The sequence below is a fragment of the Exiguobacterium sp. s124 genome (assembly GCF_018617485.1).
Classification (GTDB): Bacteria; Bacillota; Bacilli; order Exiguobacteriales; family Exiguobacteriaceae; genus Exiguobacterium; species Exiguobacterium aestuarii.
This window is the reverse complement of record NZ_JACSKH010000002.1, coordinates 188,393-213,747: the sequence shown is the minus strand read 5'-3', so window position 1 is coordinate 213,747 and position 25,355 is coordinate 188,393. Positions and strand designations below refer to the sequence as shown.

The following is a 25,355-nucleotide window of genomic DNA, read 5'->3' as shown; positions in this document are numbered from 1 at the left end:
ACCTCAACTTGTCAGTCTTTGCATATAGTGTACCCACTCTGCTTGCTGACTGTCACCTCTTTCGACGACTTGACTTCGAATCGCCTGAACGAGGCGGAAGCGCTCTTCTAACGGCAAATGAAGAAACTCTTCACGGAAACGGCTACACAACATTTTCCCGAACGGTGTATACAACTGATTGATGACGAGTTCGTATACGATTCCACTGCACCATGTCTTCCACGTTGTCGGTTTCATATCGGTTCCCCTCCCTTTGTCTATACCGTATCCTCTGAAACGCGTTTCAGAGCAAGCATATTTTGTAAAAAAGTTTATTTCCGAACATTTTTTATACCACCTAATCATTTTTGATGTTTTTTACTCAAAACAATTGACGTGAATCAAACATTTTTGTATAGTCATCAAGTTGATAACGTTAATTTGATCATTATTTTCAATTATTGTTCGGAAATAGACCGAAATAAGGAGTTTTATCGATGAATATTTTTAAACTGAAACAACATGGAACGAATGTTAAACAGGAAGTCACTGCAGGGATTACAACGTTCGTGACGATGGCATATATCTCTGTCGTCAACCCGGCCATCCTATCTGATGCCGGAATCCCTTTCGCTCAAGCTTTTACAGCGACAATCATCGCGATTCTCATCGGGACAGGCTTGATGGCGTTTTATGCGAACTTGCCGATCGCGGTTGCACCCGGCATGGGCCTCAACGCATTCTTTGCGTACACGCTCGTCGCCCAAGAACAAATCGCACCATCCGCTGCTCTCGGCGTCGTCTTCGTCTCGTCCGTCTTCTTTTTAATCCTGTCGCTTTCTCCGATTCGGACGAAACTGATTCAAGCGATCCCGACTTCGCTGAAACATGCGATCACGACCGGAATCGGTCTCTTCATCGCTTCGCTCGGATTGAAGTTATCGGGATTGATTGTCGCAGATGAGGCGAACTTGGTGCGTCTCGGTGACGTATCCTCACCAGAAGTATTACTCGTACTCGGTGGTTTAATCGTCTCGGCACTTCTCTTCTCGCGCAATGTCCCAGGGTCACTATTGATTGGGATGCTACTCACTGGAATCGCGGCTTACTTCATGGACATCTTACAAATCAACGGTGTCACGGCAATGCCGACACTTCCAGAAGGACTTATGGTCAACCCAGTGACAGCATTTAGTGATGTCATCCAATATGGATTATTCGGTGCCGTCCTCTCGTTCTTCCTCGTCACATTGTTCGATACGACAGGTACACTTGTCGGTGTCGGGAAACAAGCCGGTCTTTTAAAGGAAGATGGCACGATTGAAAATGGTCACCGTGCACTCTTTGCCGACTCGCTTGCCACAATGGGTGGTTCACTCGTCGGAACGAGTCCTTCGACTGCATACATCGAGTCTGCAGCCGGTGTCGCACAAGGTGGACGTACCGGTCTCACAACGGCTGTCGTTGCCGGCTTGTTCGGACTGACGCTCTTCTTTAGCCCGCTCATCGGTGCCATCTCTGGCGTCGCAGCGATTACAGCTCCTGCACTCATCATCGTTGGGGCTCTCATGTTGACGAACGTCCGTTATATCGACTGGAGCGACTTTAGCGAATACTTCCCGGCGTTCATGACGATTTTGATCATGCCGCTTTCAGGAAGCATCGAACGCGGAATCGCGTTCGGGTTCATCTTGTACCCGATCTTCAAAGCGATGAACAAAGAGACGGTCCATCCGCTCATCTATTTGTTCGGCGCACTCTTCATCTTGGAAATGTTCTTCCTATAATCTAGATGCAAGATCCTCGTCATATGACGAGGATCTTTTTCTGTTATACGTGCTTCCTTCCTGTTTTATATCAGAAAATAGATGAATGTCTGTTCAGTGAGATACGTTATCAATTAGACAGGATTTTACAAATAAATCAGTTTTTCTCCCTATTTTTCTGTCACTTTCCTACTCTTTATGAAATAATGACGTTGAAATCGCTATCATGAGAAGAAAGAAGGAATGGCTATGCCGAATGTAGCTTTATTCGTCACTTGTCTATCAGATACGTTGTTTCCATCCGTCGGACAAGCGACAGTCGAACTGCTTGAACATTTAGGGTGCGAGGTGACCTTCCCATTTGAACAGACGTGTTGTGGGCAACCCGCCTATAACAGCGGCTACCATGAGGAGACGAAGAAAATCGCCAAGCACATGATTGAAACATTCGAACAGGCCGATGCGGAGTATATTGTCGGACCATCGGGGTCATGCGTCATGATGATGCGTGACTATCCACATTTATTCCAAGATGATCCGGTATGGGGTCCTCGTGCAGAAGCGCATGCCGCCAAAACGTTCGAACTGACACAGTTCATCGTTGACGTGCTCGAAGTCACAGACGTCGGCGCCAAGTTTCCAGCTACAGCGACTTATCATGCGTCCTGTCATATGACCCGCCTCCTCGGAATCGAAGCCGCGCCAGGGAAATTGCTCGGAAACGTCGATGGCTTGACGATGGTTCCTCTCGCAAATGTACATAACTGTTGCGGGTTCGGAGGGACGTTCTCCGTCAAAATGCCGGACGTGTCGGTCCAGATGGTAGATGAGAAAGTCGAATCGATTTTACAGTCCGGTGCAGACGTTTTGATTGGGGCGGATGCGTCTTGTCTCATGAACATCGGCGGACGTCTTCATAAGCAAGGGCATCCGATCAAAGTGATGCACATTGCCGAAGTCTTGAACGAAGGAGTGAAGCAAGCATGAGCATGGGGATTCGGTTAGATGAGAAGTTTCAAGACCGTCGGAAGGACGGGATTGAGGATGCGTTCATGCGTCAAGCCGTCAGTTCGGCTCAAAATCGGCTGCGGGATGGACGGTTGGATGCTGCGGGTGAACTTGGAGACTGGGAAGCGTTTCGCGATCATTCGGAAGAGATTCGTCAACACGTGCTCGAACATCTCGATTATTACTTGTATCAATTGAGCGAGAACGTCTCAAAACGAGGCGGGAGCGTCTTTTTTGCAGAAACGCCAGAAGAAGCGAACCGCTATATTCGAGAAGTCGTTCGTTCGAAACAAGCAAAACATGTCGTGAAATCAAAATCGATGGTCACAGAAGAGATCGGATTGAACGAGGCACTCCAGGAAGAAGGATGTACCGTCGTCGAGTCCGACCTTGGGGAATGGATTTTACAACTCGACGAAGATCCACCGTCTCACATCGTGGCCCCTGCCCTACACAAAGACCGTGACGCTGTCCATGAGACGTTCACTGCTCACGGATATACGGGTTCGAACGATCCGACCGAGCTCGGACGCTACGCACGACAAGAACTCCGGAAAGACTTTTTGAAGGCAGAAGTCGGCATCACCGGTTGTAATTTCGCCATCGCGGAGAGTGGAGCCGTCGGGCTTGTAACCAATGAAGGAAATGGACGCATGGTGACGTCACTTCCTGATACGGTCATCTCTGTCATGGGGATGGAACGCGTCGTCCCATCTTATGAAGAGTTCGAGGTACTCGTCAATATGCTTTGTCGAAGCGCGGTCGGTCAACGCCTCACGTCATACATCACGACATTCGCCGGGACGCGTGCGGTCGGCGAAGTCGATGGTCCGGAAGAATTCCATCTCGTCATCGTCGACAATAAACGTTCTGGCATTCTCGGTACACAGTTCCAATCGGTCCTGCAATGCATCCGTTGCGCGGCATGCATCAACGTCTGTCCGGTCTATCGCCATATCGGTGGGCATGCGTACGGGTCAATTTATCCTGGTCCAATCGGTGCCGTGTTGGCCCCACTCCTAGACGGATACGAAAACTATAAAGAGCTCCCTTACGCGTCAAGTCTATGCGGTGCCTGTACAGAGGCATGCCCTGTGAAGATTCCGCTACACGAGCTATTGATTGAACACCGTCGTGTCATCGTAGAAGAAAAGAGACAATCACCATTCGTGGAGCGGATTGCGATGAAAGGATTTGCCGTCACGGCATCGAGTCCTTTCTTATTCGAAGCCGCGGAACACGTCGCACCGTTTGCGACATCACCGTTCGCCACATCTGGTCATATTGAAAAAGGGTTACCTGCTTGGACGGACTCCAAAGACTTGCCGCAACCGAACAAACAGACCGTCCGAGATTGGTTTAAGAAACGGGGGAACGTCGAATGAATCCTGGCACAATCACAAACCGTGAAGACTTTTTACAACGAATCGCCAAACAGCTCGGTCGTGAGGTCGACCTCACCCCACCGAAACGTGACTATAAATATCGCCCACAAGACGACGTGTTAAAAGATGCGAGCGAAGAGGAATTGCTCGAAACGTTTCGTATGGTCGCGACCCGAATTCATACCGATTTGGTCGAATGCGAATCCTCGCATCTCGATGATACGCTCCGTCTCTTGATTGGCCGTTATGACGGAACAAGGATTCTTGCGGAGAACGATGAACGAATTTCCGCTTGGGCACCCACAACGAGTGAGACGTTCGCTTGGTGGGATTCGTCACAACCGAAAGCGAGTCGAGAGCTGGCCGCCCGTGCCGACATCGGCATTACGATTGCGGATGCGGCGTTTGCGGAAAGTGCGACAATCGTTCAATATGCGAAGCCTGGCAAATCACGAACGATCAGTCTGTTACCGCAAGACCATATCGCAATCATCCCGAAATCTGTCCTTGTTCCACGTATGACGCAAACGGCACAACAACTTGCCGAACTCGACCAAGATGACCTCCGTTCCCCGAACGGTGTCAATTTCATCTCCGGTCCGTCGAACTCGGCCGACATTGAGATGAACCTGATCGTTGGTGTCCATGGACCCGTTCGAGTCGCCTATATCTTAGTGCATGACTTATAAGCATAGCCCCTCCATCGATTGATGGAGGGGCTATGTTAATCATGATACCGTGACACTTCCGTTCGAGCTTGTTAATTTCACATCAATCGATCCTTCACCGAACACGCACTCTTTCGACCGTTCTCCGAATACATTGACTTTTCCGTTCCGCGACTTCGCCCGAATCGTCACATCTTCTGGACGTTCCTCAACGTGCAAGTCAATCTTCCCATTGTTTGTCTTCAATCGAATCGGTGATTGAATCGATTGAACGATACAGTCAATTCGACCGTTTGACGTTTTGGCATCAATTGCCCCCATGACGTGATCGACATCGATTCGACCATTCGAGGAATGGATGTTAATCCGTTCTAGTTGAGAATGTTTTGCTTCCACGCGACCGTTTGAGGAATGGAGCTCCCAATCGTGACCGTGACAACTCGACGCGAGCACCTGTCCGTTCGATGTACGAAGCACACCTTGGCGTGCCTGAATATGATGCGCGATGACTCGACCGTTCTCACTCTCCACGTGTAACCGTTCCGCTTGAAGATCTTGTACATCACTCGAACCGTGGCGGTTTTTCAATTGAATCTGATGATAGGCGTGATGCGGCAGCTCGACTCGAAGCACCGGTGCTTTCGACCCGAACCACGAGAAGAGGTCAGAGAGACCGAAACGACGTTCGGATTCAATCCGAATCTCAAGCGTGTCCCCGACGATGTCCATCACGACCCCATGGTCGGTTTCCGTTTCGAGCGTCGCATACGCATAGCCATCCTGTGATGGTGTGACGAACACCTGTGCATGCTGTACTTGGATGAGAACACTTTGAAAGGCTACGGTCGAGCTTTTGACAACCGCAGGCGGTCGTGTCGATTCCGATACTTCAAAATCGACAGAAGCGAGTAGTTCCGAGGCGAGTACGCTCGGTTCCCCTAACTCGCGTGCCATCTCCTCATCACTTCTACCCTCTAATCGACCGCTCGTGAAATATTCAGACACGTCTCGTAAAATATCGAGGCGATCCTTCACCTTCACATTCATCAATAACTGCTCAAGCTCTGACAAGTACTGTTCTTCATTCATCTGTCGTCTCCCCCTCGGATTAAGTCATTGACGCCGTTCGTGAATACATCCCATTCCGCTCGCAACTCAGCCAAATGTGTTTTTCCTTGTTCCGTGATCTGATAATACTTTCGCGGAGGTCCTTCCCCAGACTCGGTTAAATACGTTGTGAAATAGCCCTCTGTCGTCAGTCGACGTAACAATGGATAGACGGCACCCTCTGAAATGGCAACTTTGGCTGAAATCGCTTGGACGAGTTCATAGCCATAGCGGTCTTGTTCCGCCACAAGTGCCAGTACACAAAGGTTGAGTACGCCCTTTTTGAATTGAGGATTCATGATCCCACCCCCTACTATACATAGAACAATAGCATATCATTCACTACTGTTCAATATATAATAGTATCCATTCCCCTGATTTCTCAATATATAGCATCTAAACGCTTGAATCTGTACAATGAAAGAACGACACTCGTAGGATATTAGTCACAGTCGGAATGTTCATCATTCTAGAAAGGAACGGTCTTTATGAAGTCATGGATTGACCAGCGGATCGGAAGACAATTTTTGTTCGTCTTCTACTTATTCATCGGACTGATCCTCCTCACGTCACTTGCCGTATATGTGTATACGGAAAACCAAATCGAACAGACGACGTCATCGCTCGAGAACATTAGTGAACGGCGCACGAATGCGACCGAATTGTTCGAGACATGGCAGTCGATGCAATATGAAATGCGCGGCTATGTACTCCTCGGAGACGATGCGATGCTAGAGCGCGTACAAGATAAACAAGTCTTGATTGACGAACAGACGACCTGGTTCGAACAGAACGCCGTGACCGATAAGGAAAAAACGTATGCGAGCGATGCGCGTACGCTGTTTGTCGCTTATCAGGAACGCGTCATGCCAAGCCTTGAACGTTATGTAGAAGGAAAGCGGAGCGGAAGCGTGACCGAACCCTTCTTAAAAATGCCAACGCTCGGGAAAGTAAACCCTCAAAAAGAGCCGCCGGCGGATCGAAAATTTAAAATCAACTCGAAAAGTGCCGCGGATATGAGCGCGAGCATCGTCGATATGGAGAGCGTCTTCACGGAATATCGGAACTCACTGAACGCAGAAGAGGATGCGCTCCGTGCTCAACTTGCGACACATACGAAATGGGCACAGGCCCTCTGGCTCCTCTCCTTACTCGGAGTCCTCTTCATTCTCTTCATCGTCGCCCGCCCTTACGTCCGACGCTTGACCGGTCAACTTCAAGAGTTAATTGAAAACAGTAAGCGTCTTGCCGGAGAGAAGCAACCGGTCACGCCAATCACGGTTCAATCTAAAAACGAGGTCGGTCAATTGACGACATCATTCCGTCAGATGGCGACTTCGCTTACGCATCAGCGTTATCGGATTGAGGAAGAGCGTGAAAAGACAGCTCGCCTTCTCCACTCGATTCGAGATGCTGTCATCTATGTCGAGCACGCGACAAGCGAAAAAGTGGCGAACCAAGCGTTGTTCGTCTTATTCAATCAACCGATCACAAAACGAAATGAAGTCGATTTATATCGTTTAGATGCTAGTCTTGAAGAACTCGGGCTGCAGGTCGACCAAAAAGATGCCTTTTTTGCATTCATGGAACGTTCATTCGATGGACAGTGTAAAGAAGAGAGCGTCACGTTCTCGATGAATCAGGAAGAGCGCTTCATTCAAATGTATGCGGAGAAAATTTATTTGAGAGGGACACGCCACGGCACGATGCTCGTCTTCCGTGATGTGACGCATGAGACTGAGGTCGATCGTTTGAAAACCGAACTCGTTTCGACCGTCTCCCATGAACTCCGCACGCCGCTCACGAGTATCATCGGATTCACCGAACTTCTTCGTTTCCGACAACTGTCTCCCGAACGTTCGGAGAAATATTTAGGGATGATCCATCAGGAAACGTTACGTCTCGAAGATTTGATTTCCAACTTGCTCGATGTTCAGCGAATGGAATCAGGACAACAGACGTACCACAATGAGACGGAGCGCCTATCGGACATCCTGAAACAGGCCATCGCCATTCATCAAGGGTCCAGTCAACATCATCGCATCACGTTTGATTGTCAAGAAGACGTCTATGTATATGGAGATCGGACACGACTCGGACAACTCTTCACGAACTTGCTTCATAATGCCGTGAAGTACTCTCCAAGTGGTGGAGACATCCATGTCCGTGTCGCATGTGAACGACCGGATTGGATTGATATTTCGATCGAGGACCATGGAATCGGGATTCCACAAGCCGCGCTGTCGAAGTTGTTTGATAAGTTCTATCGCGTCGACAATTCAGCCAGCCGGAAAATCGGAGGCACGGGCCTTGGTCTCGCGATTTGTAAAGAAATCGCAGAAGGTCATGGTGGCACGATCCACGCCGCATCGAATATCGGCAAAGGTTCCATTTTCACGGTCAGTCTTCCAAAAATGGATGTATCAAATCAAATGAGTAGTTAACGAGAAGAAGCCATCGCCTTTATGGGCGATGGCTTCTTTATATTGACAAAGTATTAGTTATGAAAAGGGTTGAAGAATAGGAAAGGCCCGAGAGATATCATCGTTGGCATCTTCCGAACTTATATCTCTCCGTTTACGCGGAAAAGCTGCGCCGCCAAGAATGATACAATAATCGCTGAATGACGTGAACTTAAAGATACGAAATGGAATTCAAGGTTTCCATGAGTTCCTGTCTGCGCTCTTCATCGTAAACATCTAGATGTGCTTCAGCAAACTGCTCACGATCATTATCGTAATATTTTCCTGACGCACCTTCAAATTCATCTAAAGTAGCGGCATCACGCAAGACTTTCGCTCCAATCATCAAATCATGACCATCGATTCCATAAGCACTTTTCACCATTTTACTACCCAACAAGGATTTTGGATTGACCGCTACGAAAGTCTGAGGGTATTTTTTTGATAACTCATATGTCCACATCGTAATTGCCAGTTTGCTTTGTGCATATGCGTCACCGTCCGTGATAGGTGAATGACCTCGTAACGCCCCGTAGTCTAATCGTGCCTGGGCAGCAGATGACACGTTGACGACTCGTCCTGTTACAGGAAGTAACGGCAACAGTCTCTTAGTCAAAACATAAGGTGTTATCGCATTCACAATGAAGCGAAGATCCCATCCGTTCTCCCCAAGTCGTGGCTGTGCCCCATAAATTCCAGCATTATGAATCAGGACATCAATCGAATTATGTTCTTTTAGTAGTCGGTCAGCGAATAACATGACGTCCTCTGACTTCGAAAGATCGGCAATATTATGAAGTGACATGACTAGAGTCTAATTCTCACACGACGGCCGCTAGTTTTTGCTCGTCTCGACCATGAACCAAAACCTCATGACCTTCCTCAATCAAAAGTTTGGAGGTCGCTAGTCCGATTCCGTCTGTGGCACCGGTAACGAGAATCTTCATCACACTTCCTCAATGATTTCAGCTAAATCAAGACGTGATTTTGGTAAGTCTGCATTGAAATCAGATTCCGAACGATATCCGAGTGATACGACAACACAAGAAGTGAAGCCTTTTTCCCGTAATGAGAACTCCTCGTCTAACATTTTCATATCTAATCCTTCCATTGGGATCGCATCAATTCCCAATGACGCGACACCAAGTAAAAACGAACCTAAATTCAGATAGACTTGTTTTTCAGTCCAATGAGATAAGTCTTTGTAATCGTATTTATGCATATCGACAAAAATCTTTCGCCCTGCGTGGTTAGCATGCTTGAATTCCTGTTCCGCAAAACGCCCATCCTCATCTTCCTTGTCCGTCACATGTTGAAGATACTCTTCTGTGATTTCCGTTTTAGATGCAAATACAACGACGGCAGATGCATTTGTCACTTTCGATTCATTAAAACTATAGAATCCATTCGCTGCTTTTGCGACACGCGCTTTTCCTTCTTCAGTTGTCGCAAGCACAAAATGCCATGGCTGAACATTCGTTGATGATGGAGAAAGTTGGAGTAGCGACTTGATTGACTCCATGTCCGCTTCAGAAATTTGCTTGGATACATCAAATTCTTTTGTTGAGTATCGATTGTTTAATGTCTTAACCAGTTGCATATCTACACTTCCTTTTTCGATTTTTAAAACTTGATATGCGCCTAGTATAGGACTCATATTACCCGCCTACAAGTACGGACTTCTTTATCCGTACGGACACTTTTGTACAGACTACGGTTATGCGTCATATTCTTCTTCGAAATAAATTTCTCCATATTGATGCTCATCTTGATAATCTTTTCCCCACGATCCTAATTGCTTTAAAATGGGTAAGAGCGCTTCGCCAGCCTCCTTAAGAGAATATTCTGCACGTGGTGGAACTTCGTCATATATTTTTTTAGCCAAGAGATCTGCTTCTACTAGTTCTTTGAGTTGACGAGAGAGTACTCGTTCATTGATGTTCGGAATTTTACGTTTCAATTCTCCAAATCGGATCACGCCAGCACCGCCTACGTGATAGATGATAAGTGGTTTCCATTTCCCCCCCATCACATCGAGCGCCAACTCTACATTACAATAAAAAATCTTATATTCTGCTTCTTTCATGATTCCCTCCTCATCATTCCTAACACAAAAAGACACCGTCTCCGATGTCTTAAATCTTACAGGATACAATCACTCGTAATCCACTCCATAGTTCCAACAACCGACAACGATTGATGATGTGCAGTCACGATGAGATGATCACCTTGTTGAACATCCACTCCATCGATTTGACCATTCCCTTTTAAAATCGATATGAGTCGAAAACGATTCAATGACGAAAGATTGAAACCTGTCTGAACATTCATATGATAGACATTGAATTCATTCGTTTCAACCAACGTTGTAATTGTGCCATCAGGAACTTTTATTGTTTCTGGGACAATGACTACCTGTTCATTCGGGAAGTTCGTGACAGCTAATGCTTTTTCTAAATGTAATTCTCTAAGATTTCCCGTCGCGTCGACACGATCAAAATCATATACCCGATAAGTCGTGTCTGATGACTGCTGTGTCTCAAGAATAACGATTCCTTTTCCAATCGCGTGAATCGTACCACTTGGAACATAGATGAAATCACCTTTTTTTACCGGCATGCGACATAAGAGGTCATCCCACTGGCCATGCTCAATCCGCTCCAAAAATTCTGATTTTGTTTTTGCACGATGACCAAGAATCAATTCCGCATCAGGTTCTGCATCGACCACATACCAACATTCGGTTTTTCCGTAAGGTTCACCTTCTAAACGTTGTGCCTGATCGTCGTTTGGATGAACTTGTACGGATAAATCCTCCCTCGCATCTAACAATTTAATGAGTAGAGGAAATTCTTCATTTTTGTACTCTCCGAATAAATAACGGTGATTTTTCCATAGCTCCGCTAGAGACATTCCTTTATATTCTCCAGCCAAAACGTAGCTCATGCCGTTCGGATGCGCCGAGATTCCCCAACATTCCCCAATATTTCCATCTGGAATTTTATAGTTAAAGAGAGTACTTAACTTTCTACCGCCCCATATTCTCTCTTGAAATACCGGTTCAACTTTTAGAATCATTGTTCCCTTCCTTTCTGGCTTGGAAAGTAGCATAGCAATGTGCCGCCGTCTGTTTAAGATGTTCATAAGCGACTTTTGGTTTCATTAACTCTTCGAGAGACATTGGGCCCGACGCGATGGAATGTGCTGCGAGAACGGAGGTATGTTGTAACTTTTCAAATGAGATGTTGACACTTCCCCCAAGTAACACTACGGGTATCTGTTCTTTCGCTCCAAGCTTTCCAATCATCAACGGAAGCTTTCCGTTTAAGGTTTGCTCATCGATTTTCCCTTCGCCCGAGATCACTAAAGCGTAGTTGGCAATTCGTTCGGGAACATCGTTCAGCGACAACACCAATTCTGCACCGGATGTATATTTAGCACCGGCATAGGCGTATAGTGCTCCTGCAATTCCGCCCGCCGCACCGCTTCCGACACATAATTGAACATCCACTCCTGTATCTCGTTCCATCAGTTTTGCGAAATGTTTCAACCTCTCATCTAGTAACAACACGTCCTCTTGGGTCGCACCTTTCTGTGGTGCATATACATACGCTGCCCCGGTCTCTCCGTAAAATGGGTTCTCTACATCGCAGACCAGAACAATCTCTGTGTCTTCTAACCTCTTCTTAAGCTCACACAAATCACTGCGAACCACAGAATGAAGGTTTTCGACGTTAGTGACTTCTTTTTGTTTAGCATCGAAGAAGATTCCTCCGAGTGCACGTAACATCCCGAATCCGCCATCCGTTGTTGCGCTCCCACCTAACCCGACATAAATCGTTCGACTTCCTTCTTTGATTGCATCAAGGATGAGTTGCCCGACCCCATAAGATGTCGCAAGTCGCGCGTTCCGTTCTTCGATTGGAACTTGAGGTAATCCACACGCCGCCGAGACTTCGATTACCGCTGTTTGATGTTGTCGATTGATTCCATACATCGCCATCACTTGTTTTTTTCGTGAATCAAGTACTTCAAGCTCCCGATTTTCGAGTTGTAATGCATGTCGTAATGCAGAGACCGTTCCTTCTCCTCCATCTGCAACTGTCAAAAGATCAATGCGTTCATTTGGATTGACCATTCGGATTCCATCTTTTACAGCTTGGTTAGCTTGTTCGGATGTCAGACTTCCTTTGAATGAATCAAGTGCTACTAATACAGACATGTTGATTCCCTCCGTATAAAAATCAATCAGGACACGGATCATCCATGTCCTGATTCGTTTTATTTCATCAAGATGGACTTCACTTGATTCGGTAAGATATTAAACTGATTGTTTGACACGACCTCAGTAATGTCTCGAACCGGTTCTTCATTCAAATTGACTTCAGTGAATGAATCAAAGTCTACTTTCGTAAACATGAGAGGAATCGTATGTTCAGTCGGGTTATACACACGCAACAGTAACGCTTTTTCGTTCTCTGCTTTCTTCAAAGTGCTCATCAATAACCCATTTTCAGCCATTTCAAAAAGCGATGCAGAGGCGTTTAAGCAAAGTCCGGTAGGGTTAAGCTTCATCGCATCATGCGGAATTTTGTTATAGGTCACAATCGGTGTAAGATGACGTTTCGCCAAGTCAGAGAGACGTTCAGTTCCATCCAATGATGTGAATGCAAGGTCAAACGTATACGTTCCAATCATCTGGGAATCCGGTGTCGATAATTTGATTCCAGATGGTCGCCCAGGTCGTCGAACAAGCTCTTCTTTACCTAACACGCCTACACTTCGGAACAAGGTGATGGCTAGTGTCGATTCACCTTCTTCTATTACTTCAAACTCACGTGAGCTGTTCGTAATGACACCCATTCCATTTCCTGATTCTTCTTGTAATCCCACATAAGACAACATCGGGAAAATTCCGTCCGGTCGTTCATTCCATCCTTCTTCTTCCCATACATGAATTGCATCATCGATGAACGGTCGTTTGATTTCACCGAACTGATTGTCGGAAAACGAAACATTCGTTTGGACAGAAGTTGGCAAACAAAGGCGAAGGCGATGATCATTTGCGTCATTATCCACGACTACTTTGAGTCCAATTGTTGAATCATTTTGTTCAATGACCAATTCAAGTGAAACCTTCAATAGATTCGTCAGTCGCCCATCTTTTCGTTCCATCAAATCACGCGGGATCTTCATATCATGTGAAATCGTGACAACTGTTCGGTTGGATGTGCTCGTCGTTTGAATGATCGGACGACTCGATTGTGTCGTGATCGGATTGTCTCCTGCGAGCGGAGAATAGTCATATTCATCTCCATCATCTCCACTATCTTCGAGCCACAACAAATCTCGGTGCAATACGCCCGATCGTTTATCCAGCAAATCGATAGTTCCATTTTCTTTGACCGTGATGTCATAGACTTTTGTTTCAATCAGTTGTGGACCAAATACTGTCGTCTCTTCTACAACTGTTGGCGTCGACTCTGATACTACAAATACGGTTTCATAGCTAAGTGCTGCCAATTCACGTCGAACTTCGATTGTATACTTGTAAAACGGATCATAGTTGCCGTAGTGAACGATTTGGCGATCAATCAAGCCTGGATCAATGATTTCTTTTTGAATCAATTCATAAGGTACTTCCGTTCCGTCTTCTGTTTCTAAGCGGAATGATTCAAACTTTGTGATGACTTCCGTCCGAATCACACGTTCTTCGGCAATGCTTCTCAAATTAAAGAACGTCAATCTATCTTCTGTTCGTTTCGTGTCAATCGAATCCACAATTCTACGTTTATAGAATGTGATCAATTGATCTGTTTTTTCGTTTGCGATGAAGAAACGGTTGAAGATTTCAGCATGGACTTTATCCGAACAACAGCAACCGATGCTGTCATGGGCATGATTTTTCATGATTTCTTTCCAAATCAATTCGATCAAACCGTGATGATATTCAATGCCGAGGGAATACGCTAAACTCATCAATGGTTCGAGCGTGTTCGTCAACTTGTTCTCAATGATGGCGTTCATCGTTTTGATATCCATTCGAGTTGAATAGATACTTCGGTGAACCCGCATGTATTTTCCATCGAGAAATTCGCCGCTAATCGTCGGAAGATTCAACTGTTTCTCGAGTTGCTCAAACACTTTTTCATAGCGACTCAAGAAAAATTCACGTTCAGGATACAAACGATGCAGTTCGGTGAGCACTTCCGTAATATTTTGCTGAATCGGCATCTGGTCATGACCATTTGGAAGGAGAAGGTTTTCACCTGTGGCTCCGCGATCAAGTACTGGCAAATATTTGTCCATGCGTTTCTTTAACGCCTCTGGTTCGGTAGGCAAATACTTTCCGATTGCATAACCGAGTGGCATCAATTGAACCAATACGTTCGATCCATCTTTCGATTCCCAGTAGAATTCAGTCTTGTTTGTCCCATGACGTTCCGACGTTCCACGCCAAAAGATGGAGCGCTTGATCCCGAAACCATTCAAAATCATTGGCATTTGAGCAGATTGACCAAAGGAATCAGGCAGATATCCGATTTCCATATGGGGTCCAAACTCTTTAGAGTCTTTAATACCGTATAGCAAGTTTCGAACTATTGATTCTGCCCCAACAATCATCTCATCCGTCTGTGTATACCAAGGTCCGATGATCAACTTGTTCGCCTGAACGAGGCGTTTAATCCGCTCACGATTCTCCGGCTTTACGGCCAAATAATCTTCTAAAATAGACGTTTGTCCATCTAACACGTAATACGGATAGTGCTCATCTGTTTCCAAACGATGCATAATTTCTTCTAAGTTATTCACCAACAGAATTCTTGACTCTTCTGTGGAGAAGTACCATTCACGATCCCAATGCATATGTGGAACCACATGAACCTGTTTCATTTCTATCTCTCCTTTATGCTGCTTCTTTCTCCGCTTTCAACTGCTTTTGAACTTTGTGTCTCCGTGTATACAAGAGAAGGAATGTAGAGATTGCAGCCCCTACTAATGCTGCTCCCAACCAAATCGTTGCCGCGAAGAACAACGGTGGACCTTGAAGTAGTGCTAATGAGAAAATCCCTGCTCCCGGAACGTTCAATCCGATCCCAAAATATGCAACGATTGCGCCCGTCACGGCTGAACCCGCAACGAGTGACGGAATCACTCGGAGTGGGTCATTGATCATGAATGGAATAGCCCCTTCTGTAATACCGGCAAGTCCGAGTAACCAAGTCTGTTTCCCAATTTCACGTTCTTCACGTGTGAACAATGTTCTACCTAAACGCGTTGCCAATGTGACCGAGAAAGCAGAAACCATCTTGACCGAAGCGAATGCCGCATACGGGATAAAGTTCCCGCTTGCCATCGCACCGATACAGAACGTATATGCCGCTTTGTTGATTGGACCACCTAAGTCAAACGAGACCATGGCTCCGATAATCGCTCCAAGTAAGAGCGCATTTGCTCCTTCTAAACCACTTAACCATTCGAGCAATCCTGTGTTTAGCGCCGCAAGTGGTCGACCAATGACGAACAACATAATGGAACCGACGACTAATGTTCCTACTACTGGGTACACCCAGAAACTAATGAATCCTGCAAATGTACCTTTTGGTTGTATTTTCGCTTTTAAATACTTAAGGAAGTAACCCGCTAACAAACCACCGAGCATCCCACCTAAGAAACCACTACCAATTAAGTTCGCGGCAACACCAGCAGCAAAACCTGGACCTAGCGCCGGTTTATCTGCAATCGAATACGCCATGTATGCTGCAAGGATTGGAATCATAAGTTGACCTAAGAGCGATCCACCTAATTGTCTTAACAACCACAACCATGAGCCTTCTTCAGCATAAAGCGCCTGTAAATCAAAAATTTGGGCGATAAAGACCGCGACCGCAAGCGTCATTCCCCCGGCGACGATGACCGGTATAATATGAGAAATCCCAGTAAGCAGTGAATTTTTCACTTCTGTCTTCCATGACTGACCATCTTCTTCAGTATGCGTAGCCGAAACTTCTTTGAACTCACCGCGCGCTTCACTTTCGCCTTTATTTAATGCTTTTTGCACTAATTGTTTTGCATTACGAAGCGGTGATGCGACTGACGTTTTTACTTTCGGCAAATGACTGAAACGTTCTTCTTCTTTTACGGAAACGTCCACAGCAAAGATAACAGCTTCAGCACTTTCTAAATCTTTTGTCGAGTGGCGATCCTCAATCCCGTTCGCACCCTGCTTCTCGACTTTGACTTTCACGCCAAGTTCTTGACCCGCTTTTACTAGAGCTTCTGCCGCCATATACGTATGAGCGATGCCGGCAGGACAGGCTGTGACGCCCAAAACTAACTTTTGATTTTCATTTGATGAAATCGAATTCTCTTTCTCTTCCGTTTCATCTAATCGAACAAGCATCTCTTCTGGAGATTTCGCTTGTAATAAACGATTCTTATATGCCGTGTCAGTCAGACGAATAACAAATTCTGATAATAGCGACAAGTGAGTAGATCCTGCTTCAGCAGTAGGAATGGCCAACAAAATGACAAGATTGACTCGATTGGTAGGGTCAACACTTTCCCAGTCATCGATTGGTTGTTTAAGGGTGGCGATAGCAAAACCAGCTTTTACAACTGCATCTGACTTTCCATGAGGAATTGCAAGTCCTCCTTCAAATCCTGTCGGCGATAATGCTTCACGCTCCATCACTGCTTGATAAAATGTTGATTCGGACGTGATATTGCCATTTTGCTTAAGTTGTTTGATTAAAAAACGAATCGCTTCTTCTTTTGAGGAGAAGGATTGTTCAACATTCAACAATGAAACGTCTGTGCTCTCTCTCAGTTGCATAACTTCTGTCCTCCTTATGAGAATGAATAACTTTCTATATGCCAAGTGTATCAACAAAAAAAAGAGAAGAATGATTCTTCTCTTTTTTGCACAAACTCTATTCATGTAAGGGTTTTCATGTGTATTTATACACATCATTTATACGATTTCCAATAATCTTCAAGGATGTGTCTTAATAGATAAAAAATAGGTGTAGGGTCCGTAATGTTATGATGATGACTGTAGATTGGAGGGGATGAAAAATATAATGAATATGAGGATTCTCTCTGCAAGGTATTGTCGCATAAATGAGTAATAGCAACCGTTCGGACATGACGCTGTTTTGCGAGATGTGCCAGCTCAATCAATTGACTCGTTTCACCCGAAACGGAAATAAATATTAACAAGTCCTTACTTGTTAAAGTTTCAAGTTCTGTCAGCATATTATGACGATGAAGATAGAATTCACACTTCTTGTTTACTGTTCTTAATCCATTCATTAGATATTCGCAGTAAATAGCCGAGTCACCTATTCCATATACGATGACACGAGAAGATTGGTGAATCATCATATTAAACGTTTGTATTTTCTGATGACTTAGCAAAGCATGTGTTTTTTTAATGTTTTGCATCGCATCTAACTCTTCTAGTTCGCGCAATTCTTCCTTCATGGCCGTTTTCATGTGTGAAAATCCATCGTATCCAAGCTTTCGCGATAAACGAATAATCGTATTTGGTACCGTAAACATTTGAGTAGCCAATGATTGTACTGACATATGGGTTACATCTTCAAAATTGGCCTGAATATATTCTATGATTTGATCGTCTGTATCATTTAACAGATGCTCAAAATTTAGAATCCGATCATTAAAATGAAGCATAATCTCCTCCCGAAACACAATAATCCTACTCATTTTTCATTTGCATTAAATATAAAATAAATTATATACATGTATCACTCTTTCATTTAAGCGATTACAACAATCTCCATTAGCTTATACGACACGTAAAGAACTTGCAATCAAACAAAAAAGAGAGGTGTGTCCCCCTCTTTTAACTTCCTTATTGAACTTTATTCTCTGGACCGAATGATGGATAAAGCGATAGTCCACCATCCGCAAAGATTGTTGTACCGGTCACATAGGACGATTCATCTGATGCGAGCCAAGCGGCAACGGCGGCAATCTGCTCTGGCTTCCCAATGACGTGAGATGGGATAAGTGCCTCCAGCCCTTTCTTCTCTTCCGGGTCGCTCATCGTCTCTTCGTTGATTGGCGTATCGATTGCACCTGGTGCGATCGCATTGATACGAATGTGGTTCGGTGCATATTCGAGAGCGACTGATTTTGTGAACATTTTTACGCCGCCCTTACTTGCTGCGTAATGTGTGTAGCCCGGACGCGGAATGACTTCGTGAACGGAAGACATATTAATGATATTGCCTTCGATTTCATGTTCAACAAAGTATTTCAAGGCAGCACGCACACCAAGGAACGTACCGTTCAAGTTGACGTCGATAATCTTCTTCCAATTATCGAATTCCATCTCATGCGTTTTCGCTTCGACTTGTACGCCGGCATTGTTGACGAAGATATCCATCTTCCCAAACTCAGAGATAGCTTTCTCAATCATCTTCTCCGCGAGTCCTTCTTCCGAGACGTCTCCTTTCACGGCGACGGCTTTCCCGCCACCCGCCTCGATTGCACGGATGACTTCCTCCATCTCTTTCTCACTGCTGCGATAGTTCAGGACAACGCTCATCCCTTCCTTCGCATAGCGTTCCCCGATGGCTCGGCCGAGACCTTTCGAACTCCCCGTGATGACTGCGACTTTTCCTTTTAACTCTGGATAGTTTGCCATATCAATTCCTCCTTCATCTTCTCGGGTTTAGTTCCCGCATTCCCCTCTTCATCAAACATGATTGGCTGCATTTTGAATATTGGAGACAAATCAACTATACTGAAACAAACTATTCGTTTTCAGGAATTGCCTGAAAGACGTTTGATCTTATACTCAATGGAGGTGACTCCCCGATTTTTGGGGGAATTGTTGGACAGTCCCATGTTACTCAGCTTACTCATCGTTGCGCTCTTAATCTTTTTGACCGCCTTTTTCGTGGCAGCCGAATTTTCAATTGTGAAAGTGCGTGGCGCTCGACTTGACCAGCTCGTGCTTGAAGGAAATAAGAGAGCGGTCAGCGCAAAAAAAGTCATCGAGAATATCGACGACTCCCTTTCTGCATCTCAGTTCGGAATCACGCTTTCTGCACTCGGGCTCGGATGGATTGGTGCCGATCAAATCGAAACATATATCCACACGTTGGTCGACCAGCTAAACTTATCGCCATCTCTCGTGACATTCTTGTCGTTCATGATCGCATTCTTACTCATTGCGTTCCTGCACGTCGTCATCGGGGAACTCGTTCCGAAAACACTTGCGGTTCATGAAGCCGAAAAGTTGACGCTCCTTGTCGCACGCCCGCTCTACGTGTTCACGAAAATCTTCTACCCGTTCATTCGTGCCTTGAACAGCATGGCACGTCTCACTCTCCGTTTATTCGGAGTGCAGACGACGGCGCAGGAGACGGCACACTCAGAAGAAGAGCTGAAAATCATCATGACGGAAAGTTTCCGCAGTGGTGAAATTAACGAAAACGAGTTGGCGTATGTACAAAACATCTTCTCGTTTGACGAACGAATCGCAAAAGATGCCATGGTTCCACGTATGAATATGGTCACAATCGATGAAGAAGATACAATTGAAGAGATCATTTCAGTTGTCGAAGAGCACCAGTACACACGTTATCCAGTCACAAGAGATGGAGATCGTGATGACGTCCTCGGATTCGTGAATGCGAAGCAACTCTTTACTGCTCAACTGTCAAAAAATGATGCACCATTCGAGTCGTTCATTCACCAATTACCACTCGTCACCGAATTCACACCGCTCCAAGAAGCGATGGTGAAGATGCAAAACGCGCAGACGATGATGTGCTTAGTCATCGATGAGTACGGGGGGACTGCGGGCCTCTTGACGATTGAAGATATTTTGGAAGAAATCGTTGGTGAGATTCGCGACGAGTTCGACCGAGATGAACAAGCAGAAATTACCGAAATTGCTCCGAAGCATTATCGCCTCTCTGGACTTGTGTTGACGCAAGAACTAGAGGAGCGGTTCGGGATCGAAATTGAAGATGACGTCGATACGGTCGGCGGATTCGTTTTGTCACAAAAAGCGAACGCACGAACAGGAGAACGGTTCATTTTGCCTGGTAATCATGAACTGATTGTCAGTGAGGTCGATAACCACCGAATCGTCTTCGTCGATTTGATCTTAGCCTCTTATGAAGATGAGGAACCCGTATCAGAATAACGCTTTTCTTAACGCCCTTCTCTATATTTTAGAGAAGGGTTTTTGATATGTGAGCTGAACTGTCGCTATATTTTCGCCTCTTGCCGTGATATACTGCACATATGTTGCTTATTTGAGTGTCACGCACTCAATGACACAACATCACCGAAACATGGCGAGATGTTCGGTTTAAACAGAAAGAAATAGAAAGAAGGTTACGCATGGAACGCAAACTATTTTTGATTGACGGTAACTCCATGCTGGCCAGTGCTTACTATGGTGCCGCCGCGAGCCGAACGAAAAAAGGACGCGAGGTATCTAAAAACGATCGGAGTGCCGTCATCGGAATGACCGGCCTCATCCGGACGATTCTACGTAGACATCGTCCGACTCACTTTGTCGTCGTCTGGGACGTCTCACGTGAAACATTATGGCGTCGAGAACTCTACCCGGGCTATAAACGCCGCAGACGTCAAACACCGCCTGAATTGAAAGCGCAAATGGAACTCATGCGTCAACTGCTTGAAGATAGTGGGATTCCACAATTCCAAGTAGAGGGCTATGAAGGGGAAGATTTAATTGCCCACATCGCGCGTAAATTCAGTTGCAGTGCACCTGTGGTCATCATGACAAAAGACAAAGACTTGTTACAGCTTGTCAGTCCACGAATCACCGTTTGGTTGCAAACACAGGAGCTTCAGCAAATGCAGGCTCGCTGTGACATTCGTGATAACCGCCCATTACCGCTCAAACGTCATTTAGAAATTCGACCAGAAGAGATTGCGGCGTTATACGAAGGATTGAAACCGAAGCAACTGTCAGCCGTTAAAGCGTTGACGGGAGACCGTTCTGACGGGATTCCGCCAGTTGCAGGGCTCGACGAAAGCCAATCGGTCCAATTGATCAAACGATTCGGTTCGCTCGATAAGCTGTATTCTGCCTTGAGTATCAAAGGTGACAAACGACAACAAGTAAATGAAACGATCGCGGCACTGACGTCAGAGGAGGTGCCCCGTAACTTGAGACGAACACGCAAAAAAGCAGAGCGCAATATGGAGCTCGTTCGTCTCGATGTCACGGTGCCAGCACTTGAACATTTGAAGCTAGCTCATCTCGAGCTCAGCATCAATCCGAAGCGAGTCGAGCAAGCGTATCAAAAACGCGGACTTCGTCTCTCATTCAATGCAAGTCAGAAGAAAGTATCCGCACGTTAATAAAGAACGGACGCCTCAAGCGCCCGTTCTTTTTATATGCACGGTAATTCCGTCCTCATCGGTCAACGACCACTCAGACGATGTTCCTCCTAGTGCCTGATTCGTCTCTTCATCGACGAGAAGTGTCCACGCCTCGAGTCCGGCCTCAACCCCTAACGCATCACTCGGACGTGCCCACACGTTCGTCCCAACGTGATGGTGATATCCGTCGGCCGCAAGGAACAATGCCCCCGGATAAGAATCGGTCGTGATGGAAAATCCGAGTCGGTCATGGTAGAAGCGTTTCGCCGCCTCGATGGACCGGACTTTAAAATGCACATGTCCCATCGTCGTCCCGACTGGTAAACCTGTAAACGGTCGATCGGCTGCAGCTTGAAGCATCGATTCATAGTCGACCGGCTCAGTCGCCATTTTCACATGCCCGTTCGCTTCATAGCTCCATTGTTCTTTCGGACGATCGGCGTATAGCTCGATTCCGTTCCCTTCTGGGTCACTCAAGTAGAACGCCTCGCTCACCAAATGGTCGCCTTGCCCGACTTCGATACGCCGCTCGATGAGATGTGCCAAGATACTTCCTAACGCTACACGATTCGGTAAGAGAATCGCTAAATGAAATAATCCCGCCGCCCGCGGATTTGTCTTCGCTTCGGGAACACTGCGCAAGATGACGAGCGGACGCTCCTTCGTTCCGAGCGTGACAAGCCCTTCGGTTTCTTCTAGGACGCTCATCCCGATCACGTCTACATAAAATTGTGTCACTTGTTCAATGTCACGAACTCGAAGCGTCACCGGTCCTAATTCAATTTTCTCGATTTTCATATACAATCACCTCCTCTTCACTATACCCGCTCGGCTTATGTTGCAGAAGTAGGCACAAAAAGGTGGTATAGTTACCTCAACGATACTATTGGAAAGGAAGAGTGATTGTGACGAAGATAACAAGCTGCGAGGTCGATACGGCACTTGAACTAATCACAGGAAAATGGAAGCACTCCATCCTCCTCGTCCTAATCAATGGTGACACGTTACGCTTCAGTGAGTTGAAGCGAGCATTACCAAAGATCAGTCAAAAGATATTGACCGCGCAACTCCGTGACTTGGAAGAACAGGATATCGTCATCCGGACCGTCTATCCAGAAGTTCCCCCCCGTGTCGACTATCGCTTAAGTGAGTATGGGAAAACACTCATCCCGATTCTCGAAGCGATGAACGAATGGGGAATGCGTCATGCGGAACGTATGCGTTCCAACTAGTTGTCCACATGTGGATAACCGTCTTACCCCATCCCATTTATCACTTATCCACAGGAGGTCGTCATGATTCGTTATCCACAGTTAACCGGTCATCAGATTGGGGTCACTGCCCCATCATCCGGTATACCAACAGAACTACACCATTTATTGCATCAAGCGGAACATAAGTTTTCTGATCGAGGGTTCACGTTGCAATTCACTCCAAATGCGTGGAAACAACAATTCGGGAAGTCCTCCCCGGCTCGCGTACGAGTAAATGAATTAACCAATCTCCTTCAAGACGACACTGTCGACTTGATCATTCCGCCTTGGGGCGGAGAACTTTTAATGGAGATCCTCGACCAAATCGAGTGGCAATCCTTACCCGCAAAATGGATGCTCGGTTATTCAGATACGAGTTTGTTACTCTTCGTCTATACGCTAAAAACCGGAATCGCCTCGGCCCATGGTCCGAACCTGGTCGATTTACGTGCGGATATGTGGGACGAGACGAGTTCACGTTGGTTAGATGTATTGTCGACGCGGGTCGACGAGACAGTCATCCAGCGCTCGTCTGAGAAGTTTCAAAAGGAGTGGCAGTTTGACAATCCGACGCCACACCTGTTTCATTTGACGGAAACGACTGAATGGAAAGCGATTGGGGGTCAACACGCGACAGGTCGATTGCTTGGTGGATGTCTCGATGTGCTCTTACATACAATCGGGACACCGTATGGAGACGTCAAGACATTCCAACATGAATACCTGAAGGATGAACCGATTCTTTGGTATTTTGAGAATGCCGAGATGAACGTTCCGGCATTAAAAAGGACCCTCCTTCAAATGAAGTGGGCCGGTTGGTTCGATCATACGTCTGGTATTCTATTCGGACGAAGTGATGCCCCATCTGTGCATCAAGACTATACGGTCGAGATGATGTATGAAGAGCTTCACCACATGCTAGGTATTCCAATCTTTTACGATATCGATTGCGGACACGTCCCCCCACAGATGACGTTCGTCAACGGGGCTCACGCTTCTGTCCAAGTCGAGCATGGTCAAGGAACATTGATTCAAACATTCAAGGGCTGATACGTCAGCCTTTGATTTTAACTAGTAGCCCCGTTAAGTTTTGATGATAGTACCCTTCAGGGAATTGATCAATAAGTATCTCGATCTCCTCTAACCATTGATTCCCACATCCGTAAAGGGTGCCAAGTAATAGTCCTTCTAAATAAATGGCTTGGTCAATCAAGCTATGCTTCAGTTGCCATTCATTTCTTCTTTCCCACAATTCATTTAAGAATACTTCCGCTTTTTCGATATCACCTTTCATCGCATGATAAACTCCTTTGAACATTTCAAAAGGAGTAATGAAGCGTTTTTCCTCTTTAATCACCATATAGCTTTCTTCTTTTTGCAAGATTTTTTCGATAATGTTTAATTGAACCCCCATCAAGTCTACATTATTTTGTTTCATCGCCACTAAGCCTTCTGTAAACGCCAATCTCATTCTAGAAGAATCATCTTCGGTAAAATCAACATACTGTCGAGCTTTCATGATTGCTGTCTGAATCAATTCATTCTCTTTTCGATAAAGTGCGCAAATGACGAGAGCTCGATATACGTCATCTGCTCGATAATAAGTTCGAGTCTGTTTCATATAATTCAATGCTTCTTCTAAATATTGAATAGCGTGAGACAATTGAGCGTTGTAAAGTAATTCTTTAAAAACAAGTAACATATAAAATTCGATACGTGTTTTTGTTTTCATCGCTTGAGAATCGAGCTGTTCAATCAGTTCGATTTTTTCACCCGCTTCATCAAATCGATCCCAGTGCATTAAATAATATGCTTGACCGATTCGCGTCATTGCAATTTCATCTTTCTCACCTAATCGTTCAAATAACTCAATAGCACGATCATAATAACTTAATACTAAATCCCGATTATCATTCGTCAAAATGGCGTCACCATAAAAAACATACGCTCGTCCCAACCAAATCGATTGCATGTCACTATCAAGAAATGGTTCTAAACGCTCGATAATATCTTTATTGTCCCATTTCATAAAACCCATATCTGCGTACTCGATTTCCTCTACAAGTTTTTGTAGTTCAGACTCTCTAGAATCTTTGAGCAAAAACTGTACTGATACATCCAATCGACTGGCGAGTTCTCGCAAACTGCGCATCGATGCCTCCGCTTTTCCATTCTCAATCATGCTAAGCATTGATTTCGTGACAATTCCTTCCGCCAACTGTGTTTGAGTCATTTTTTTCTGTTTTCGCAATGCTTTAATTCGCTCTCCAATCATATGACACCCCTTAAAGTTAAATTATATTGAACTTTATGTTTACATTTCACT

24 protein-coding genes are annotated in these 25,355 nt (G+C 45.6%); 9 read left to right on the top strand and 15 right to left on the bottom strand.

What is annotated here, in order from left to right:
• Positions 1–3: 3 nt before the first annotated feature.
• Positions 4–237, bottom strand: a complete 234-nt coding sequence (locus tag KNO85_RS11640; protein WP_214790272.1) for a hypothetical protein — start codon at positions 235–237, stop codon at positions 4–6.
• A 245-nt stretch (positions 238–482) separates the two neighbouring features.
• On the opposite strand from KNO85_RS11640, the gene KNO85_RS11635 reads away from it, so the two are divergent.
• The 4 genes from KNO85_RS11635 to KNO85_RS11620 all read left to right on the top strand — a co-directional run bounded on the left by KNO85_RS11635 (position 483) and on the right by KNO85_RS11620 (position 4,827).
• Positions 483–1,766, top strand: a complete 1,284-nt coding sequence (locus KNO85_RS11635) for an NCS2 family permease (protein WP_214790463.1) — start codon at positions 483–485, stop codon at positions 1,764–1,766.
• A 228-nt stretch (positions 1,767–1,994) separates the two neighbouring features.
• The gene (locus KNO85_RS11630; RefSeq protein ID WP_214790270.1) at positions 1,995–2,732 is read left to right on the top strand and encodes a (Fe-S)-binding protein; all 738 of its coding nucleotides are present in this window, start codon (positions 1,995–1,997) and stop codon (positions 2,730–2,732) included.
• A 2-nt stretch (positions 2,733–2,734) separates the two neighbouring features.
• On the top strand, positions 2,735–4,138 hold the full coding sequence (locus KNO85_RS11625) for a LutB/LldF family L-lactate oxidation iron-sulfur protein (protein ID WP_285800896.1): 1,404 nt from the start codon (positions 2,735–2,737) through the stop codon (positions 4,136–4,138).
• Entirely contained in the window at positions 4,135–4,827 is a 693-nt protein-coding gene (locus KNO85_RS11620; protein ID WP_214790266.1) for a LutC/YkgG family protein, read from the top strand. The genes KNO85_RS11625 and KNO85_RS11620 overlap by 4 nt, the downstream gene beginning before the upstream one ends.
• 39 nt (positions 4,828–4,866) lie before the next feature.
• Here KNO85_RS11620 and KNO85_RS11615 read toward each other — a convergent pair whose 3' ends face one another.
• Positions 4,867–5,895 (bottom strand): DUF4097 family beta strand repeat-containing protein, encoded by a 1,029-nt coding sequence (locus KNO85_RS11615; protein WP_214790264.1) that lies wholly within the window; start codon positions 5,893–5,895, stop codon positions 4,867–4,869.
• Positions 5,892–6,212 carry a PadR family transcriptional regulator gene (locus KNO85_RS11610; RefSeq protein ID WP_214790262.1) on the bottom strand — a complete coding sequence of 107 codons (321 nt, stop codon included), beginning with the start codon at positions 6,210–6,212 and terminating at the stop codon, positions 5,892–5,894. Before KNO85_RS11610 ends, KNO85_RS11615 begins: the two co-directional genes overlap by 4 nt.
• 189 nt (positions 6,213–6,401) lie before the next feature.
• Here KNO85_RS11610 and KNO85_RS11605 point away from each other — a divergent pair, with 189 nt between their 5' ends.
• Positions 6,402–8,357 (top strand): ATP-binding protein, encoded by a 1,956-nt coding sequence (locus KNO85_RS11605; protein ID WP_214790260.1) that lies wholly within the window; start codon positions 6,402–6,404, stop codon positions 8,355–8,357.
• Positions 8,358–8,547: 190 nt separating this feature from the next.
• On the opposite strand, the gene KNO85_RS11600 is transcribed toward KNO85_RS11605, so the two are convergent.
• From KNO85_RS11600 to KNO85_RS11555, 10 genes are all read right to left on the bottom strand, one after another.
• A complete protein-coding gene (locus KNO85_RS11600; protein WP_214790258.1) occupies positions 8,548–9,180 on the bottom strand; it encodes an SDR family NAD(P)-dependent oxidoreductase in 633 nt (210 codons plus the stop codon).
• Between the two features lie 16 nt (positions 9,181–9,196).
• On the bottom strand, positions 9,197–9,322 hold the full coding sequence (locus KNO85_RS11595; protein WP_214790256.1) for an SDR family NAD(P)-dependent oxidoreductase: 126 nt from the start codon (positions 9,320–9,322) through the stop codon (positions 9,197–9,199).
• Entirely contained in the window at positions 9,322–9,975 is a 654-nt protein-coding gene (gene nfsB / locus KNO85_RS11590) for an oxygen-insensitive NAD(P)H nitroreductase (RefSeq protein ID WP_214790254.1), read from the bottom strand. The genes KNO85_RS11595 and nfsB overlap by 1 nt, the downstream gene beginning before the upstream one ends.
• Before the next feature lie 117 nt (positions 9,976–10,092).
• Positions 10,093–10,461, bottom strand: a complete 369-nt coding sequence (locus KNO85_RS11585; RefSeq protein WP_214790252.1) for a winged helix-turn-helix transcriptional regulator — start codon at positions 10,459–10,461, stop codon at positions 10,093–10,095.
• Between the two features lie 56 nt (positions 10,462–10,517).
• Positions 10,518–11,486 carry a mannose-6-phosphate isomerase, class I gene (gene manA, locus KNO85_RS11580; RefSeq protein WP_251130688.1) on the bottom strand — a complete coding sequence of 323 codons (969 nt, stop codon included), beginning with the start codon at positions 11,484–11,486 and terminating at the stop codon, positions 10,518–10,520.
• The gene (locus KNO85_RS11575; RefSeq protein ID WP_214790250.1) at positions 11,437–12,597 is read right to left on the bottom strand and encodes a glycerate kinase family protein; all 1,161 of its coding nucleotides are present in this window, start codon (positions 12,595–12,597) and stop codon (positions 11,437–11,439) included. Before KNO85_RS11575 ends, manA begins: the two co-directional genes overlap by 50 nt.
• Positions 12,598–12,656: 59 nt before the next feature.
• Positions 12,657–15,269: a mannosylglycerate hydrolase gene (mngB, locus tag KNO85_RS11570; RefSeq protein ID WP_214790248.1), complete on the bottom strand. Its 2,613-nt coding sequence runs from the start codon at positions 15,267–15,269 to the stop codon at positions 12,657–12,659.
• A 13-nt stretch (positions 15,270–15,282) separates the two neighbouring features.
• Complete coding sequence (gene mngA / locus KNO85_RS11565; protein ID WP_214790246.1) at positions 15,283–17,211, bottom strand: PTS 2-O-a-mannosyl-D-glycerate transporter subunit IIABC; 1,929 nt, start codon at positions 17,209–17,211, stop codon at positions 15,283–15,285.
• 134 nt (positions 17,212–17,345) lie between these two features.
• Positions 17,346–18,071 (bottom strand): MurR/RpiR family transcriptional regulator, encoded by a 726-nt coding sequence (locus KNO85_RS11560; protein ID WP_214790244.1) that lies wholly within the window; start codon positions 18,069–18,071, stop codon positions 17,346–17,348.
• A 181-nt stretch (positions 18,072–18,252) separates the two neighbouring features.
• A complete protein-coding gene (locus KNO85_RS11555) occupies positions 18,253–19,050 on the bottom strand; it encodes a glucose 1-dehydrogenase (RefSeq protein WP_214790242.1) in 798 nt (265 codons plus the stop codon).
• Between the two features lie 189 nt (positions 19,051–19,239).
• Between KNO85_RS11555 and KNO85_RS11550 the strand changes: the two genes are divergently transcribed.
• Positions 19,240–20,562: a hemolysin family protein gene (locus KNO85_RS11550; protein ID WP_251130687.1), complete on the top strand. Its 1,323-nt coding sequence runs from the start codon at positions 19,240–19,242 to the stop codon at positions 20,560–20,562.
• A gap of 200 nt (positions 20,563–20,762) precedes the next feature.
• The gene (locus KNO85_RS11545; RefSeq protein ID WP_214790240.1) at positions 20,763–21,755 is read left to right on the top strand and encodes a 5'-3' exonuclease; all 993 of its coding nucleotides are present in this window, start codon (positions 20,763–20,765) and stop codon (positions 21,753–21,755) included.
• A gap of 15 nt (positions 21,756–21,770) precedes the next feature.
• Here the strand turns inward: KNO85_RS11545 and KNO85_RS11540 are convergent, their stop codons facing one another.
• Positions 21,771–22,574, bottom strand: a complete 804-nt coding sequence (locus KNO85_RS11540; protein WP_214790238.1) for a VOC family protein — start codon at positions 22,572–22,574, stop codon at positions 21,771–21,773.
• Between the two features lie 107 nt (positions 22,575–22,681).
• On the opposite strand from KNO85_RS11540, the gene KNO85_RS11535 reads away from it, so the two are divergent.
• On the top strand, positions 22,682–23,008 hold the full coding sequence (locus tag KNO85_RS11535; protein ID WP_214790236.1) for a winged helix-turn-helix transcriptional regulator: 327 nt from the start codon (positions 22,682–22,684) through the stop codon (positions 23,006–23,008).
• A gap of 63 nt (positions 23,009–23,071) precedes the next feature.
• A complete protein-coding gene (locus tag KNO85_RS11530; RefSeq protein ID WP_214790234.1) occupies positions 23,072–24,079 on the top strand; it encodes a S66 family peptidase in 1,008 nt (335 codons plus the stop codon).
• 4 nt (positions 24,080–24,083) lie between these two features.
• Here the strand turns inward: KNO85_RS11530 and KNO85_RS11525 are convergent, their stop codons facing one another.
• The gene (locus KNO85_RS11525; RefSeq protein WP_214790232.1) at positions 24,084–25,304 is read right to left on the bottom strand and encodes a helix-turn-helix domain-containing protein; all 1,221 of its coding nucleotides are present in this window, start codon (positions 25,302–25,304) and stop codon (positions 24,084–24,086) included.
• Between the last annotated feature and the right edge of the window lie 51 nt (positions 25,305–25,355).